At 74.7% G+C, this 14,909-nt stretch carries 11 protein-coding genes; 5 read left to right on the top strand and 6 right to left on the bottom strand.

Translation table 11 applies throughout. The features are described 5' to 3' along the window. Positions 1–167: 167 nt before the first annotated feature. The gene (locus tag CUT44_RS11055; RefSeq protein WP_100201761.1) at positions 168–377 is read left to right on the top strand and encodes a DUF397 domain-containing protein; all 210 of its coding nucleotides are present in this window, start codon (positions 168–170) and stop codon (positions 375–377) included. A 156-nt stretch (positions 378–533) separates the two neighbouring features. On the opposite strand, the gene CUT44_RS11050 is transcribed toward CUT44_RS11055, so the two are convergent. Further along, on the bottom strand, positions 534–1,655 hold the full coding sequence (locus CUT44_RS11050; RefSeq protein WP_100201760.1) for an ADP-ribosylglycohydrolase family protein: 1,122 nt from the start codon (positions 1,653–1,655) through the stop codon (positions 534–536). Between the two features lie 258 nt (positions 1,656–1,913). Beyond that, on the bottom strand, positions 1,914–4,517 hold the full coding sequence (locus tag CUT44_RS11045) for a bifunctional FO biosynthesis protein CofGH (protein ID WP_100201759.1): 2,604 nt from the start codon (positions 4,515–4,517) through the stop codon (positions 1,914–1,916). Positions 4,518–5,373: 856 nt separating this feature from the next. Here CUT44_RS11045 and CUT44_RS11040 point away from each other — a divergent pair. The 3 genes from CUT44_RS11040 to CUT44_RS34495 all read left to right on the top strand — a co-directional run bounded on the left by CUT44_RS11040 (position 5,374) and on the right by CUT44_RS34495 (position 9,074). Further along, positions 5,374–8,319 (top strand): AfsR/SARP family transcriptional regulator, encoded by a 2,946-nt coding sequence (locus CUT44_RS11040; protein ID WP_100201758.1) that lies wholly within the window; start codon positions 5,374–5,376, stop codon positions 8,317–8,319. Positions 8,320–8,573: 254 nt separating this feature from the next. Beyond that, the gene (locus CUT44_RS33050) at positions 8,574–8,732 is read left to right on the top strand and encodes a hypothetical protein (RefSeq protein ID WP_158239591.1); all 159 of its coding nucleotides are present in this window, start codon (positions 8,574–8,576) and stop codon (positions 8,730–8,732) included. Between the two features lie 216 nt (positions 8,733–8,948). Next, positions 8,949–9,074: a hypothetical protein gene (locus CUT44_RS34495; protein ID WP_269846175.1), complete on the top strand. Its 126-nt coding sequence runs from the start codon at positions 8,949–8,951 to the stop codon at positions 9,072–9,074. A 96-nt stretch (positions 9,075–9,170) separates the two neighbouring features. On the opposite strand, the gene CUT44_RS11035 is transcribed toward CUT44_RS34495, so the two are convergent. From CUT44_RS11035 to CUT44_RS11020, 4 genes are all read right to left on the bottom strand, one after another. After that, on the bottom strand, positions 9,171–9,626 hold the full coding sequence (locus CUT44_RS11035; protein WP_100201757.1) for a hypothetical protein: 456 nt from the start codon (positions 9,624–9,626) through the stop codon (positions 9,171–9,173). Between the two features lie 153 nt (positions 9,627–9,779). Then, positions 9,780–10,283: a hypothetical protein gene (locus CUT44_RS11030; protein WP_100201756.1), complete on the bottom strand. Its 504-nt coding sequence runs from the start codon at positions 10,281–10,283 to the stop codon at positions 9,780–9,782. Between the two features lie 134 nt (positions 10,284–10,417). Further along, complete coding sequence (locus tag CUT44_RS11025; protein WP_100201755.1) at positions 10,418–12,967, bottom strand: outer membrane protein assembly factor BamB family protein; 2,550 nt, start codon at positions 12,965–12,967, stop codon at positions 10,418–10,420. 183 nt (positions 12,968–13,150) lie between these two features. Beyond that, a complete protein-coding gene (locus CUT44_RS11020; protein ID WP_100201754.1) occupies positions 13,151–14,038 on the bottom strand; it encodes a VOC family protein in 888 nt (295 codons plus the stop codon). Positions 14,039–14,168: 130 nt separating this feature from the next. Between CUT44_RS11020 and CUT44_RS11015 the strand changes: the two genes are divergently transcribed. Continuing rightward, a complete protein-coding gene (locus tag CUT44_RS11015; RefSeq protein ID WP_100201753.1) occupies positions 14,169–14,816 on the top strand; it encodes a TetR family transcriptional regulator in 648 nt (215 codons plus the stop codon). The last annotated feature ends 93 nt before the right edge of the window (positions 14,817–14,909 follow it).

Raw genomic sequence — 14,909 nt, 5'->3', positions numbered from 1 at the left:
ACGTACACCGCCGCACAGCCGGTGTGAAGAGCCCTCTGGAATATGCCATTCGGACGAGTGAACAGCGGCCTGAACAGGCGTGGTTGGCCGGTAGCGTCAGCCGCGCGCCGGGGTTTTGCCCGGCACTTTCCACTGTTTTCACCTTCTGGTAGAGATCCGGAGCAGAAATGGCGATCCGACAGGGCATGACCGACCGCTGGACCAAGTCCAGCCACTCAACGGGGAACGGCGCGTGCGTGGAGGTGAGGTCCCCGGCACCGCGGGCGGTCGCCGTACGCGACTCCAAGGCGCCGCAGGGGCCGTCGCTGGCCTTCGTCCCGCACTCCTGGACGGCGTTCGTGGGAGCCGTCGGCCGGGGCGCGTTCGCCCGGGACTGAGCGTGCCGCGTACCGCGTGACCGCACGGCACGGCCCGCCGCCGGCCGCCGCCCACCGATCGGAGCCCTCTCGTCCGGTCCGCCGTCCCGGCCGAGGGGGCTCGGCCCTGCCCGGGGCCGGCGCCGTACGGCCCGGCCCGGCCCGGGAGACGTGCCGTCAGACCCGCGGATAGCGGGTCAGCCAGCCCGGTGAGCCGGCCGGGACCGAGGGGCTGTGGAGGGCGGGCCCCTGGGTCATCTCCATGGCGAAGTCGTCGGCCAGTTCCAGGATCGTGGCACGGCCCTCCAGCTCGGCCACCCAGTTCGGCGGCAGTGCGGTCTCCCCGTGCATGGCGCCCAGCAGGTTGCCGCAGACCGAGCCGGTGGAGTCGGAGTCGCCGCCGTGGTTCACGGCGAGCAGCAGACCGTGCCGCACGTCCTCGGCGACCAGCGCGCAGTACACCCCGATGGCCAGCGCCTCCTCCGCCGTCCGGCCCTCCCCCAGCGACTCGACGCGCTCCGCGGTCGGCAGCCCCTGGCGTACGGTGCCGAGCGCCCGCTTGAGGGCGTCGGTGGTCTCCTCGTGGCCGGGCCGGGTGGCCAGGTGGACCAGCGCGCGCTGCGCCCCGGCGTCCAGGCTGTCGCCCCGGGCGACGGTGTGGACGATGACGGCGAAGGCGCCCGCCGCGAGGCATCCGGTGGGATGGCCGTGGGTCTGGGCTGCGCACTCGACGGCGAGCTGGAAGACCAGCTGCGGCTCCCAGCCGACCAGCAGCCCGAAGGGCGCGGAGCGCGTCACGGTGCCGCAGCCCTTGGAGTCGGGGTTCTTCGGCGCCGCCGGTGTGCCCATCCGGTTGTCGGCGAGCCCCGTCAGACAGGCGCGGCCGGGTGCGCGCCGGGAGTACAGCCACTCCTGGCGGGCCAGCCAGCCGTCCTCCTTGCGGCGTTCGTCCGGCCCCCAGTCCCGCTGGGTGGCGGCCCAGCGGCGGTACGCGGCGTGCACGTCGGTCGGCGGGTGCCAGGCGCCGGTGTCGCGCCGCACATGGGCGCGGATGAGCCCGTCGACGGTGAACAGGGTCAGCTGGGTGTCGTCGGTGACGGCGCCGCGCCGCCCGTAGGCGGGCACGTAGTCGGCCACCCCGTCGGGGCCGTGGGCGCCGCGGATGGCCTCCAGCGAGTGGGACTCGATGCCCGCGCCGAGCGCGTCGCCGATGGCGCCGCCCAGCAGGCAGCCCCGTACCCGGCTGCGGAAGTCCTGCTGCTCGGCGCGGCCCCACACGCCGCCCGCCGTCGCGGTCACTGTCCTGCCCCCTCCCGTACCGCCGGGTGTCCGCCGGTGCGCCGTCCCCGTCCGTGCCGTCCCCGTCCGTGCCGCCCCCCGTCCGTGCCGTCCGGCACTGTAATCGACCGTCCGCGGGGGCAGGGGAACGTCATCCGACGGTAGCCGGGAGATACCGGGGAGATGGCCGAAAGACATCGTTGTCCGGCCGGAGCCGGGTACGGTTCCCGCTTTCCTGTTCCCCGTCCCCGTCCTGTCCCGTCCCCGGTTGCCGGCCGGTCACCGGCCGTCGAGCACCGGCAGCAGCTCCGGGAGGCGGCCGTCGTGGGCCAGGGCGGTCCGCGTCCGCTCCTCGGGCACCGCGCCGTAGGTGGTGGTGCGGGGCCGGGCGGGACGGCCGGCGGCGCCCGCGATGGCGGTGAGCTCCCGTACCGAGCGGTGGGAGCCGTAGGAGGAGCCCGCCATCCGGGAGATGGTCTCCTCCATCAGCGTGCCGCCCAGGTCGTTGGCGCCCGAGCGCAGCATCTCGGCGGCCCCCTCGGCGCCCAGTTTCACCCAGCTCGTCTGGATGTTGGGGATGTGCGGGTGCAGCAGGAGGCGGGCCATGGCCGTCACCGCGCGGTTGTCGCGTGCCGTCGGCCCGGGGCGGGCGATGCCCGCGAGGTAGACCGGGGCGTTGGTGTGGACGAACGGCAGGGTGACGAACTCCGTGAAGCCGCCGGTGCGCCGCTGGATGTCCGCCAGCAGCCGCAGGTGGCCGAGCCAGTGCCGCGGCTGGTCCACGTGCCCGTACATCATCGTGGACGAGGAGCGGATGCCCAGTTCGTGGGCGCATGTGACGACCTCGGCCCAGGTGGCGGCGGGCAGTTTGCCCTTGGTGAGGACCCAGCGCACCTCGTCGTCGAGGATCTCGGCGGCCGTGCCGGGGATGGTGTCGAGCCCGGCCTCCTTCGCGGCCGTCAGCCAGTCGCGGATCGACAGGCCGGTGCGGGTGGCGCCGTTGACGACCTCCATCGGGGAGAAGGCGTGCACATGGATGCCCGGCACGCGTTCCTTCACCGCGCGGACGAGGTCGAAGTAGGCGGTGCCCGGCAGGTCCGGGTGGATGCCGCCCTGCATGCACACCTCGACCGCGCCGACCTCCCAGGCCTGCTGCGCGCGGTCGGCGACCTGCTCCAGGGAGAGGGTGAAGGCGTCGGCGTCGGTGCGGCGCTGGGCGAAGGCGCAGAAGCGGCAGCCGGTGTAGCAGACGTTGGTGAAGTTGATGTTGCGCGTGACGATGTACGTCACCTCGTCGCCGGCGACCTCGCGGCGCAGGTCGTCGGCGACGCGGCACAGCGCGTCCAGCGCCGGGCCGTCGGCGTGCAGCAGGGCGAGGGCCTGCTCGTCGGTGAGGCGGGTGGGGTCGTCGGCGGCGGTGGCGAGCGCGGCGCGCACATCGCCCGCCAGGCGTTCGGGGCCGGGGCGCATGCCGGGCGCGGCGCTCTCGCGCAGCGCCTCCCAGTCGCCGTACACCTCGTCGAAGTCGGCGCGGCGGTCGCCGGTGCGGCCGTCGGTGTCGACGGTGCGGTGCAGCTCGGTACGGCCGGTGGCGGTCAGCGGCTCGTCGGGCTCCTGCCAGGGCAGGCCCCGGGGGACGGCGTCCGCGCGGGCCAGGCCGGTGTCCGGGTCGGCCAGCGCGGTGACGTGCGGCAGCACCCGGGGGTCGAGCCAGGGCTCGCCGCGCCGGACGAACTCCGGGTAGACGCAGAGCCGTTCCGCCAGCCGGAACCCGGCCTCGGCGGACCGCTCGGCGAGGGTGTCGATCCGCGGCCAGGGGCGTTCGGGGTTGACATGGTCGATGGTCAGCGGCGAGACGCCGCCCCAGTCGTCGATCCCGGCGCCGAGGAGCCGCCCGTACTCCCCGTCCACCAGGTTCGGCGGCGCCTGGAGGCAGGCGGTGGGCCCCATGACCAGCCGGGCGACGGCGACGGCGGCCACCAGGTCGTCGAGTTCGGCGTCCGGCATGCCGCGCATCGCCGTGTCCGGCTTGGCACGGAAGTTCTGGATGATCAGTTCCTGGACGCCGTGGTAGGCGCGGGCGACGCGGCGCAGCGCGAACAGCGACTCGGCGCGCTCGGTGTACGTCTCCCCGATCCCGATGAGCAGTCCGCTGGTGAACGGCACCGAGGAGCGGCCGGCGTCCTCCAGCACGCGCAGCCGTACGGCCGGCTCCTTGTCGGGGGAGCCGTGGTGGGGGCCGCCGGGCTCGCTCCACAGCCGGGTGGCGGTGGTCTCCAGCATCATCCCCATGGACGGGGCGACGGGCTTGAGGCGCTGGAAGTCCGTCCAGGACAGCACGCCCGGGTTGAGGTGCGGCAGCAGCCCGGTCTCCTCCAGGATCCGGATCGCCGTGGCCCGCACATACGCGAGGGTGTCGTCGTAGCCGTGCGCGTCCAGCCACTCGCGGGCCTCGGGCCAGCGGTCCTCGGGCTTGTCGCCGAGGGTGATCAGGGCCTCCTTGCAGCCCAGTGCGGCGCCGCGCCGCGCGATGTCCAGCACCTCGTCGGGGGAGAGGAAGGGGCCGTGCCCCGCCCGGCGCAGCTTTCCGGGCACGGTGGCGAAGGTGCAGTAGTGGCACCGGTCGCGGCACAGCCGGGTCAGCGGGATGAACACGCTCTTGGAGTAGGTGATGGTCCCGGGGCGGCCCGCCGCCGCCAGCCCGGCGTCCCGCACCCGGGCGGCCGAGGCCGTCAGGTCGGCGAGGTCCGCGCCGCGCGCCTGGAGCAGTACGGCGGTCTCGGCCACGTCCAGCGCGACCCCGTCGCGGGCCCTGCGCAGGGCCCGTCGCATGGCGTTGGGGGTGGGGGCTGCCTGCCGGGCCGGGGTGTCGGACGAAGTCATGGAGCGAGCATACGAGCGACCCCCGGCGGGGGCCGGGACCGCCGCCGGAGAGCGTTCTCACACCGCCCGGGGCCTCGCGGGCCCCGGGTTGGATCTTCTCCGCCTCCGGTGGCCGTGCCCCACCGTCGTACCCCGTCGTCGGGTTCCGGCCTTTTCCGGGCACGATTCGGCCTTTCCCGCGGTGTTCTGTTCTGGTGGCGCTCCCCTTCTCGCCCCCTCCGTCCCGGTCCTCCGCCGGGAGCGAGGCCGTGCGCGCCACGGCCGTTCCCGCCCGGCCGGGACCCCGTGGACGGACCGCCGCCCGCCGTGCCCCCGTACCGGCCCCGCGGCGACCGCGGCGCCGCCGGCCACCGATCGGACCGCCGCGGCCGGCACGGTGGAAGAAACGGCGGAGGAACAGGACGAGCGGTGCGCACGCCACGGCCCCCGTCCGGTCCGCCGGCGGCCCGGGTGCGGGCCGGAGCGGCGGAAGCCGCAGTTCCGACAGCCGGGCGGCACCGGTTCCTCCGGCGGCGGGTACGGCACAGGACTCCGGTTGTCCCGTGGGGGAGCCCGGGCGTTCCTCCCCGTCCGTGTCCCCGTCCGTGTCCCCGCCCGTGCGGGCCGGTGCCCTCCGCGCCGTTCCGCCCTTGGTGCGGAGGGCGGACGGGGACCGACACCGCCGACGGCCAACACCGGTACCGTGGCCTGTGCATGTCGAAGCATCAGGTGACGGGGCGCCTTCCGCGGGCGCCGGTCACCGGGTCGTGTCGCGGCTTTGCGGTGACCGTGGGGAGAGGACGGGTGCACGGCTGACGTACCCGCCCTCCCCGGGGCACACTGGCCGCTGCGGGTCGAACACTTCGCAGGGGGCACCATGGACGCCGAGGGGCACACTGCACGCACGGGACAGCAGTCGGAAGGCCGCCGGCACCGGCTGCGTTTCGCCGTGCTCGGACCGGTGCGCGCCTGGCGCGACGGCGAACAGACCGGCGCCGGCTCCCCGCAGCAGCGGGCCCTGCTCGCCGCCCTGCTGCTGCGCCGCGGGCAGACCGCCACCGCGCAGGAGCTGGTGGACGCGCTGTGGGGCGAGGAGCCGCCGCAGCGGGCGCTGGCCGCGCTGCGCACCTATGCCTCCCGGCTGCGCAAGGCGCTCGGCGCCGAGGCCCTGACCAGCGAGTCCGGTGGTTACGCGATCCGGCTGGGCCCGGGTACCGAACTGGACGCGGACACCGCCGCCGCCCGCGCCGCCGAGGCGGAGAAGGCCGCCGCGGCCGGGGACCGCGCCCGGGCCCGGGAGCTGTACGACGCGGCGCTGGCCTGCTGGGAGGGCGAGACCCTCGCCTCGGTGCCGGGCCCCTACGCGGAGAACCAGCGCACCCGGCTGGAGGAGTGGCGGCTGTCCCTGCTGGAGCACCGCCTCGACCTCGACCTGCAACTGGGCCTGCACGCCGAGGCGGTCAGCGAGCTGACCGCGCTGACCGCCGCGCACCCGCTGCGCGAGCGGCTGCGGGAGCTGCTGATGCTGGCGCTGTACCGCGGCGGCCGGCAGGCCGAGGCGCTGGCCGTCTACGCCGACACCCGCCGCCTGCTGGCCGAGGAACTGGGCGTGGACCCCTGCCCGGAGCTGGCCGAGCTCCAGCGCCGTATTCTCCAGGCCGACGAGGAGCTGGCCCGCCCCGCCGAGGAGACCGGCGCACCGAGCACGGCCACCTTCGTACGGCCCGCGCAACTCCCGGCCACCGTGCCGGACTTCACCGGCCGGGCCGCCTTCGTCACCGAGCTGAGCGCCCAGCTCCTCACCGCCGAGAGCCGGATCATGGCCGTCTCGGCGGTCGCGGGCATCGGCGGGGTCGGCAAGACCACCCTGGCCATCCACGTGGCCCACACCGCCCGCGACCGGTTCCCCGACGGCCAGCTCTACATCGACCTCCAGGGCGCGGGCCACCGCCCGGCCGAGCCGAAGGCCGTCCTCGGCGCGTTCCTGCGGGCGCTGGGCACCGCGGACCACTCGATCCCCGAGGGGGCGGAGGAGCGGGCCGCGCTGTACCGCTCACTGCTGGCCGGCCGCCGGGTCCTGATCCTGCTGGACAACGCGCGCGACGCCGCCCAGATCCGGCCCCTGCTGCCGGGCACCGAGGGGTGCGCCGCGCTGATCACCAGCCGGATGCGGATGATGGGCCTGGCCGGCGCGCACCTGGTGGACCTGGACGTCATGAGCCCGGAGGAGGCCATGACGCTGTTCACCAGGATCGTCGGCGCCGAGCGGGTCGGGGTGGAGCGCGAGGCCGCGATGGACGTGGTGGCCGCCTGCGGCTTCCTGCCGCTGGCCATCCGCGTCGCCGCCGCCCGGCTGGCCGCCCGCCGCACCTGGACGGTCTCCACCCTGGCCCGCAAGCTCGCCGACGAGCGCCGCCGCCTGGACGAGCTCCAGGCCGGCGACCTGGCGGTCAAGGCCACCTTCGAACTCGGCTACAGCCAGCTGGAGGACGGGCAGGCCCGCGCCTTCCGGCTGCTGGGCCTGGCCGACGGCCCCGACATCTCCGTCCACGCCGCCGCCGCGCTGCTGGACCGGGACCCGGAGGAGACCGAGGACCTGCTGGAGTCCCTGGTGGACATCTCCCTGCTGGAGTCCGCCGCCCCGGGCCGCTACCGCTTCCACGACCTGGTACGGCTCTACGCGCGTGCCTGCGCCGAACGCGACGAGCCGGCCGCCGAGCGGGCGGCGGCGCTGTCACGGCTGCTGGACTTCTATCTGGCCACCGCGGCCGGGGTGTTCGCCCTGGCCCGCCCCGGCGACCGGACCGTGGCCCATCTGGCCGCCACCGAGTACCCCGGGCTGGCCTTCGACAGCCGTGCCGCCGCACTGGACTGGCTGTTCGCCGAGGCCGACTGCCTGCTGGCCTGTGCGGAGCAGTCGACCGGAGGCGACGCCCCGGGGCGCGCGGCCGATCTGCTGATCGCCGCCAAGGACCTGGCCGACTCCGGTATCCACTCACTGCGCTACGAGCGGGCCGCCATCGCCGTCAGTGAGGCCACACAAGTCCTCGGAGACGCCCTTTCCGAGGGCCGTGCCCGCATCGCGCTCGCGCAGGTGCACACCGTGGCGGGGAACCTCGACAGTTCCGAGGCCAACTCCCGGCGGGCGATGGAACTCGCCTCGCTCACCGGTGATCCGGTGGTCGGCGGCTGCGCACCCAACGAACGCGGCATCGTCGCCCTCTTCCACCACCACCGGTCGGCGGCCGAACAGTACTTCACCCAGGCCCTGAACGCCTTCCGCGCGGACGGCAACCGTCCCAGCGAGGCCAGCGCGCTGTGCAACCTCTCCCGCGCCCGGCTGGCCCTGGGGCGGACTGATGACGCGATCCGGCTCGCCAGGCAGGGGGTAGCCGTCTACTCCGAACTGGGCATGACCATGCGGCTGGCGAACGCCCGCTATGCCCTGGCGATGGCCCTCACCGGGGCCGGGCGCACCGACGAGGCGCTGGACCAGCTCACTCAGGCTCTCGGTCTCTTCCATGACAGCCGTCAGCCGATGTGGGAGGGCTCCACCCATCTGCGGATGGCCGAGGCGCACCTGGCAGCGCACCGCCCCGCGCAGGCCGCCATCCACGCCGAACAGGCCCTCGCGCTGCGCGTGATCGGCGGTGACTGGCGGCGGGGGAACGTGCTCATGGCACTGGGCCGCGCGCTGGACGCACTGGACCAGACCGACCGGGCCAGGGCCTGCTGGCAGGAAGCACTGGGCATCTTCGACGCACAGAAATCGCCCGAGGCGGACGAGGCACGCAGGCTCCTGATGCCGCCCACCGCCGCGTGAGACCCTCTTCCGGCCCGTCCGGAGCATTTTGACGGTGGAACCGCGGCCCCCGGCAGCGGACGTTCATCGATTGTTTATCGCCCTCCAGGATGCTTATGCATGTCGATCCGTCGCGTCGGGGGGCAGGCGGATCGGCGGGCCCGACACCCGCACAACGGGGTGGACGGCCCAGGGCACGTCCGGCGGTCCTCGGGGGAGCCGCCGGGCGTGCCGGGACCACCCCGGCCACCAGTGGTACTTAGGAGTTGGCCCAGATGAGCGACATCCTGAAGAACATCCAGAAGGACGGCCCGCAGCTCGACAATCACATGCCGGCTCCCGGCGAGGGCAAGCCGAAGCCGAAGACCGACAGCACCCAGGGTGCCGAACTCCCCGCCCAGGAGCCTCGGCTCCCCGAGGGTGACAGGCAGTGAACAACAGGCCGTGAGTGACGAACCGTGACTTACGGGGGACACCGGGACCGGTCTCGGCGGCGAGGAGGGGAAGCCGCCGCGGCCGGTCCCTGGTACGTACACCGAAGCGATTACCGGATGGTCACCTGCGGAAGAACACAGGCACCCTGCGGTATCACTTCTTCGCTTCCGCGAAGTTCCGAACACTTCCCTTCCGGTTCTCGACGAGGAGTTGGCATGAACCGCGTGAAAAAGTTCCTCACCGTCCTGGCAATGGCGGTGGCGATGGTGGGCGCCGGTACGGCGTCGGCGCTGGCCGACACCCACGCACCCGGCCCGCTTCCGGTGCACCTCGGAGACTGACGCGGACCACCGGAGAGTCCGTACGACCCGCCGGGGGCGGGGCCGGGAGACCGGTTCCGCCCCCGTTCGCGTGTTCGCGTGCGGGGTGCGGTGCCGTCAGAGGGTGGTCCGGCTCGCCTTGGTGACCGAGCAGCGCGGCCGCTCCGTGCCGTCCACGGTGTCCGAGTGCGTCCCCGCCGCCTCGGTGGTGACGCTCTCCCCGGCGGGCACCTCGACGCCGGAGACGGCGGCGGTGCCGTGGTCCCGACTCCCGGACCGGAAGGCGACGGTGGCGTCGTAGGTGGCGTCCAGGCCCTTGCGGTTGGTGATCCGCAGCCGGGCCGTCATCCTCCCGTCCGAGTCCACCTCGCAGCTCAGGACGGTGATGTCCTTCCTGGCGCCCTTGCCGCCGCCGCTGCCACTGCTGCCCCCGGTGACGGAGCCGCCGGACGAGGAGCGGTCGTTGCCGTCGTCGTCGCCGGAGCAGCCCCCGCCGTCGGACTTCCGGGCGCCCGTCAGCGCGACCAGGACGGCGGCGGTGACGGCGACCGTCCGGGCATGGCGAAGTTTCATGTCTCGTCCCCCGTGAGAAGAGTGCCGTCGGGCACGGAATTGGGTGTGTCACGCCCATGCCGCCCGGCGGCCGGGCGGCCCCCGGGCGGCGGTGGGACACACTCCGCAATCACGCGCCGGACACCGGCGCGGTTCCCGCCCGGCCCGGCCGTCTCAGAAGACGGACCTGAGGTCGCACTCCTTCGCCCGGTCCGCCGCCGCCGAGTCCTCCGGCCGCATCTCGACGCGCTTGGTCTGCCCGGCCTTCAGCCGCGTCTGCGCCCGCGCGCTGCCGACGAGGCTGCCGGTCTCGTCGCGGAAGTCGACGTAGACGACGAACGTCTCGGTGCGGCCCCGGGACTTCAGCTCGACCACGGTCTTCCCGTCCTTGCCCAGGCAGCTGACGATCCGGGCGTCCGGCTTGCGGGAGGACGACGACGAGGAACCGCTGCCGCCGCTCGACGACGACCCGCCGTCGTTGTCGGAGTCACCGCCCCGGTAGCGCGAGGAGGAGGAACTGGAGCTGCTGTCCTTGCCGCAGCCTCCCCCGCCGCCACCACCGCCACCGCCGCTGCGGCTGCCGCCGCCCTTGCCCCCCGAACTGCGGGCCTGGCTGAAGCCGGACAGGGCCAGCACCACGACGGTGACGACCGCTATCAGTCTCAGATGACGCCTCATCCCACTCTCCCCCGATACGTACGGTGCGCGCCCGCAACTCCCTGCGGGCGCGCGCCCTTTCTACCAGGGGCCGGACGCCCCCGCACCGCCGGGGTGCGCCGGGGCACCCCGGCGGAGCACCCGCCGGCGCACCGTCAGGAGCGCGCCTGGCCGGTGCCCTTGGCCGCGTCCAGCGCGTAGACGCAGCGGTCCCGGCTGCAGGCGAAGACCACACCGTCGGCCACCACCGGCGAGCCGGTGATCTCACCCTCCGTGGCGAGCTTCCAGCGGAGCTGCCCGCCGACCGCGTCCAGCGTGTACAGGCAGTGGTCGGCCGAGCCGAAGTGCACCCGGCCGTCCGCCACCACCGGGGCACCGGTGATCTCGCCGCCGGTCGCGAAGCGCCAGCGCGGGGTGCCGCTGACCGCGTCCAGGGTGTAGAGCGCCCCGCCGCTGCCCAGGTGGACCAGCCCGTCGACCACCGCCGGCGGTTCGGCGGACTGGCGGGACTCCGTGGCGATCCGCCAGCGGTCGTGGCCGTTGACCGCGTCCAGCGCGTACACCGTGCCCAGGTAGTCCGCCAGGTAGACGCCGCCGCCCGCGATCGCCGCGCCCGGTACGAACACCGGCGGGCACAGGAACGCGGCGGGCGCGTCGAAGCGCCAGCGCTCCGCACCGCTCGCCGCGTCCAGCGCGAAGACCCGCGAGCCCGCGCTCACGTACACCGCGCCGTCGTCGGCGGGCACCGGCCGCACCGGGACGCCGCCGGTCACCGAGGTGTCCCCGACCGGGTACGACCACCGCTCGGCGCCGGTGCGCGCGTCCATCGCGTACAGCCGCCCGTCGGCCCACACGTACACCGTGCCCGCCCGGAGCACCGGTGCCGCGTCGGGGGTCTCGAAGTCGCTCTGCGCGCCGGTCAGCTCCCACAGCCGCTCCCCGGTCGCCGCTTCCCACGCCTGGACGCCGCCGCCCCGGGTGGCCGTGACGACGGTCCCCCGGTCGGCCCGGAGGGCGTACACCCAGCCGTCCGTCCCCGTCCGCCAGTGCTCGGTGCCGTCCCGGGCGCCCAGGGCGTACAGGCCGGGGCCGTCGGAGGCGTGCACCCGGCCGCCGCCGACGGCCATCGACCAGGCCACCTCGCGGGTCTTGAACTGCCGCCGCCCGGTCGCCACGTCCAGTGCGTGGACCTCGAAGGAGGTGACGTACAGCAGGCCGTCGGCGACGACCGGGGTGCCCCACACGTCATTGGACATCCGGAAGCGCCAGGGCCGCCAGCGCGGCGGCGCGGCGCCGTCCTCCCGGGACGGGGCGGCGGGGGACGGTACGGGGGAGGTCGCAGGAGAGGGCGCGTGGGCCACCGTGGCGGCGGCCGTACCGCCCGCGCCGCCCGCGCCGGCCGGCGGGCGCAGCACCCAGGAGGTGCCGCCGCCGATCTCCGGATCGCGGCCCCGGGCCCGCCGCGGTCCCGGACCGATCGGCAACTGGGCTCCCGGCAGTCGTACGGCCCCGTCCTGGGGGACCCGCGGCGGGGCGGGCGGGGGCGGCGGTACGGACGGCGGGGGCGGGACCGCCGGTGCGTGCCGGGGCGCCGGCGCGGACGCGGCGGGCGCTCCCCCGCCGCGCGGGTCGGCGGCCGGGGGCCGCCAGTCGGCGCCGGGGCCCGCTCCGGCCGCGGCGGGCTCCGGCGCCCGGTGCCGGGCCGTGGAACGGTGCCCGGGCGCCGGCGGCGGTCCGGGCACGTCGGGCACGGGGTCCTGCCGCGGCTCGGGCCGCGGCGCGCGCTCGGGCGGCCGTACGGGACGCGACCGGCCGCCCCGGTGCCGCTCGATCAGCGCCACCGCGCCGGCCGGCAGCCAGGCCGAGGCCGTACCGCTGTCGTCCCCGCCGGAGGCGAACAGATGCGGGGCGAGCTGCGCCTGGAGATCGGCCGGAGTGGGCCGCTGCTCGGGCTCCGGCCGCATGCACGCCTCGATGAGCGGCCTCAGCTCGCCGGGCAGCCCCTCCAGGTCCGGGCTCTCGCGCAGCAGCATGAACACCGTCTCGACCGGGTTCGCGCCGTGGAAGGGCGGGTGGCCGGTGGCGGCGAAGACCAGGGTGGAGCCGAGGGAGAAGACATCGCTGGCGCCCGTGACGCTGCGTGAGTCGCGCGCCTGCTCGGGCGACATGTAGGAGGGGGTGCCGACGGCCACGTTGGTCATGGTCAGCCGGGTGTTGGACACCCCGGAGGCGATACCGAAGTCGATCACCCGCGGCCCGTCCTCCACCACCAGCACGTTGGACGGCTTCAGGTCCCGGTGGACCAGGCCCGCCCCGTGGATGGACTGGAGGGCCTCGGCGATCCCGGCGGCCAGCCAGCGCACGGCCTGCGCCGGGAGCGGCCCGCACTCCTTGACTATCTCCTCCAGGGACGGCGCGGGCACGTACGCGGTGGCCAGCCACGGCACCGCGGCACGCGGGTCGGCGTCCACGACGGCGGCCGTGTAGAAGCCGCTGACCGCGCGGGCCGCCTCCACCTCACGGGTGAAGCGGACGCGGAACAGCTGGTCCTCGGCGAGCTCGGTGCGCACCGTCTTGATCGCCACCCGCCGCCCGGAGGCCGAACGGGCCAGGTAGACCAGCCCCATGCCTCCGGCGCCGAGCCTGCCGAGCACCTCGAACGGGCCGATGCGTCTCGGATCGTGCTGCGTCAGCTGCTCCACCACTTGCCTGCCACCTCCCCGTAGGGCTCACAACGAATGCGGCCCCGTGCAGCTTCCCACCGCCGTACCGGTCCCGCGGGCCGAGTGCGATTCTTCCTGGCGGAGCCCGCGGTTGCGAACCCGGGGCCGGTGAGTCGCCCGATCCGGGTGCGGGCCCGGCCGCGGGCCCGCACACCGCCGGCCCCGTCAGACGGCCGGATCCGCCGCGGTGGGCTCCGCGGTGGACTCCGCAGGAGCGAGGACGCCGAAGCGCGCGCCCTGGTTGTCCACGAGAACGGCGTATCGCCCGAAGGGGGTGTCCCGGGGCTCCTCCACCACCCGGCCGCCCAGCCGGACGGCCGTACGGACCGCGGCGTCGCAGTCGGCGACCGCGAAGTGGACGAGGAAGTGGGCGGGCATCTCCACCGGATACGTGTCGTCGATCATCGCACGGTTGCCGACGGCGTGTTCCTCGTCGGCCGGCTCCCCGGCCGGGACCCAGACCATGATCTCCGGGGCCTCCCCACCCGTCTCCGCGCCGCCGCCGGACTCCCCGCCGGACTCCCCGGCGCCGCCGGCCGGGTACATCCCGTATCCGAAGACCGCCGTGTAGAAGGCGTCCACCGTCTCCCTCTCCCGGGTGAACAGCTCGGCCCACACGTACGCGCCCGGCCTGCGCGTCGCCAGGAAGCCGGTCAGGGCACCGGCCTGCCACAGTCCGAAGGCCGCGCCGCCCGGGTCGACGGCCGTGGCCATGGTCCCGGCCCGGCCGACCGGCACCGGTTCGGTGACCAGCTGCCCGCCCGCCGCGCGGACCCGCCCGGCGGCCGCCGCGGCGTCGGACGTGGCGAAGTAGACCGTCCAGGCCGTCGGCAGCCGGCCGTCCGGCTTGTGCGCGAGCGCGGCGGCCCGTTCGCCGTCCAGGTACGCCACGGTGTAGGAGTCCCGCGCGGGCGGTGCCGGGTCGCCGTACGTCCAGCCGAACAGCGCGCCGTAGAAGCGCTTGCCGGCCTCCAGGTCGGGGAGCATGGCATCGATCCAGCAGGGCACGCCCTCGGCGAAGGCCGTTCCGGGAGTCCCTTCGGCAGAGCCCATCGTCCGGTTCCTTCCGTGGTGTCCTGTCCCGATACGGGAACGCTATCCATGGATTACCTCATGTGCAGGGGATCACCCCATTTGGGGCCGGTCGAATCGCGGGCCGATCATCCCTCGGTAAGCTGACGACATGACAGGACAAGTACGAACTGTTGACGGTCGGGTGGCCGGGCACCGCGGCCAGGCGACGCGGCAGAAACTGCTCACCTGCCTGGACGAGATGCTCAGCTCCTCGCCGTACCGCGACGTCCGGGTGATCGACGTCGCACGGCGCGCGGGGACCTCCCCCGCCACCTTCTACCAGTACTTCCCGGACGTGGAGGGTGCCGTCCTGGAGCTGGCCGAGACGATGGCGCAGGAGGGCTCGGACCTCGCCGACCTGGCCACCGACCGCACCTGGACGGGGAAGGCGGGCTGGCAGACGGCCGAGGAGCTGGTGGACGGCTTCCTCTCCTTCTGGCAGCGCAACGACGCGATCCTGCGGGTGGTGGACCTGGGCGCCGCCGAGGGGGACAAACGTTTCTCCAAGATCCGGGCGAAGGTCCTGAGCAATGTCATCGGCCCACTGGCCGAGTCCATCGAGAAGCTCCAGTCCAAGGGCCGGGCCGACCAGGGCGTCAGCCCGGCCGCCGTCGCCGGCTCCCTGGTGTCGATGCTCGCCTCGGTGGCCGGGCAGCAGAAGAGCGTCCAGAGCTGGGGCGCCAAGCGGGCCGACCTGAAGCCGAACCTCGCCTTCCTCCTCTATCTGGGCGTGACGGGCCGCAAACCCAGCCGGTAGCCCGCCGCCCCGCGCCCGGACGGCCGGCTCCTGTCACCGGCCGTCCGGGCGATCGGGTCCACCGGACGGCGCCGCCCGGATCAGTGGTCCCGG

This window comes from Streptomyces carminius, assembly GCF_002794255.1.
GTDB lineage: Bacteria > Actinomycetota > Actinomycetes > Streptomycetales > Streptomycetaceae > Streptomyces > Streptomyces carminius.
The sequence above is the reverse complement of the archived record's forward strand: the minus strand, read 5'-3'. Positions and strand labels throughout refer to the sequence as shown.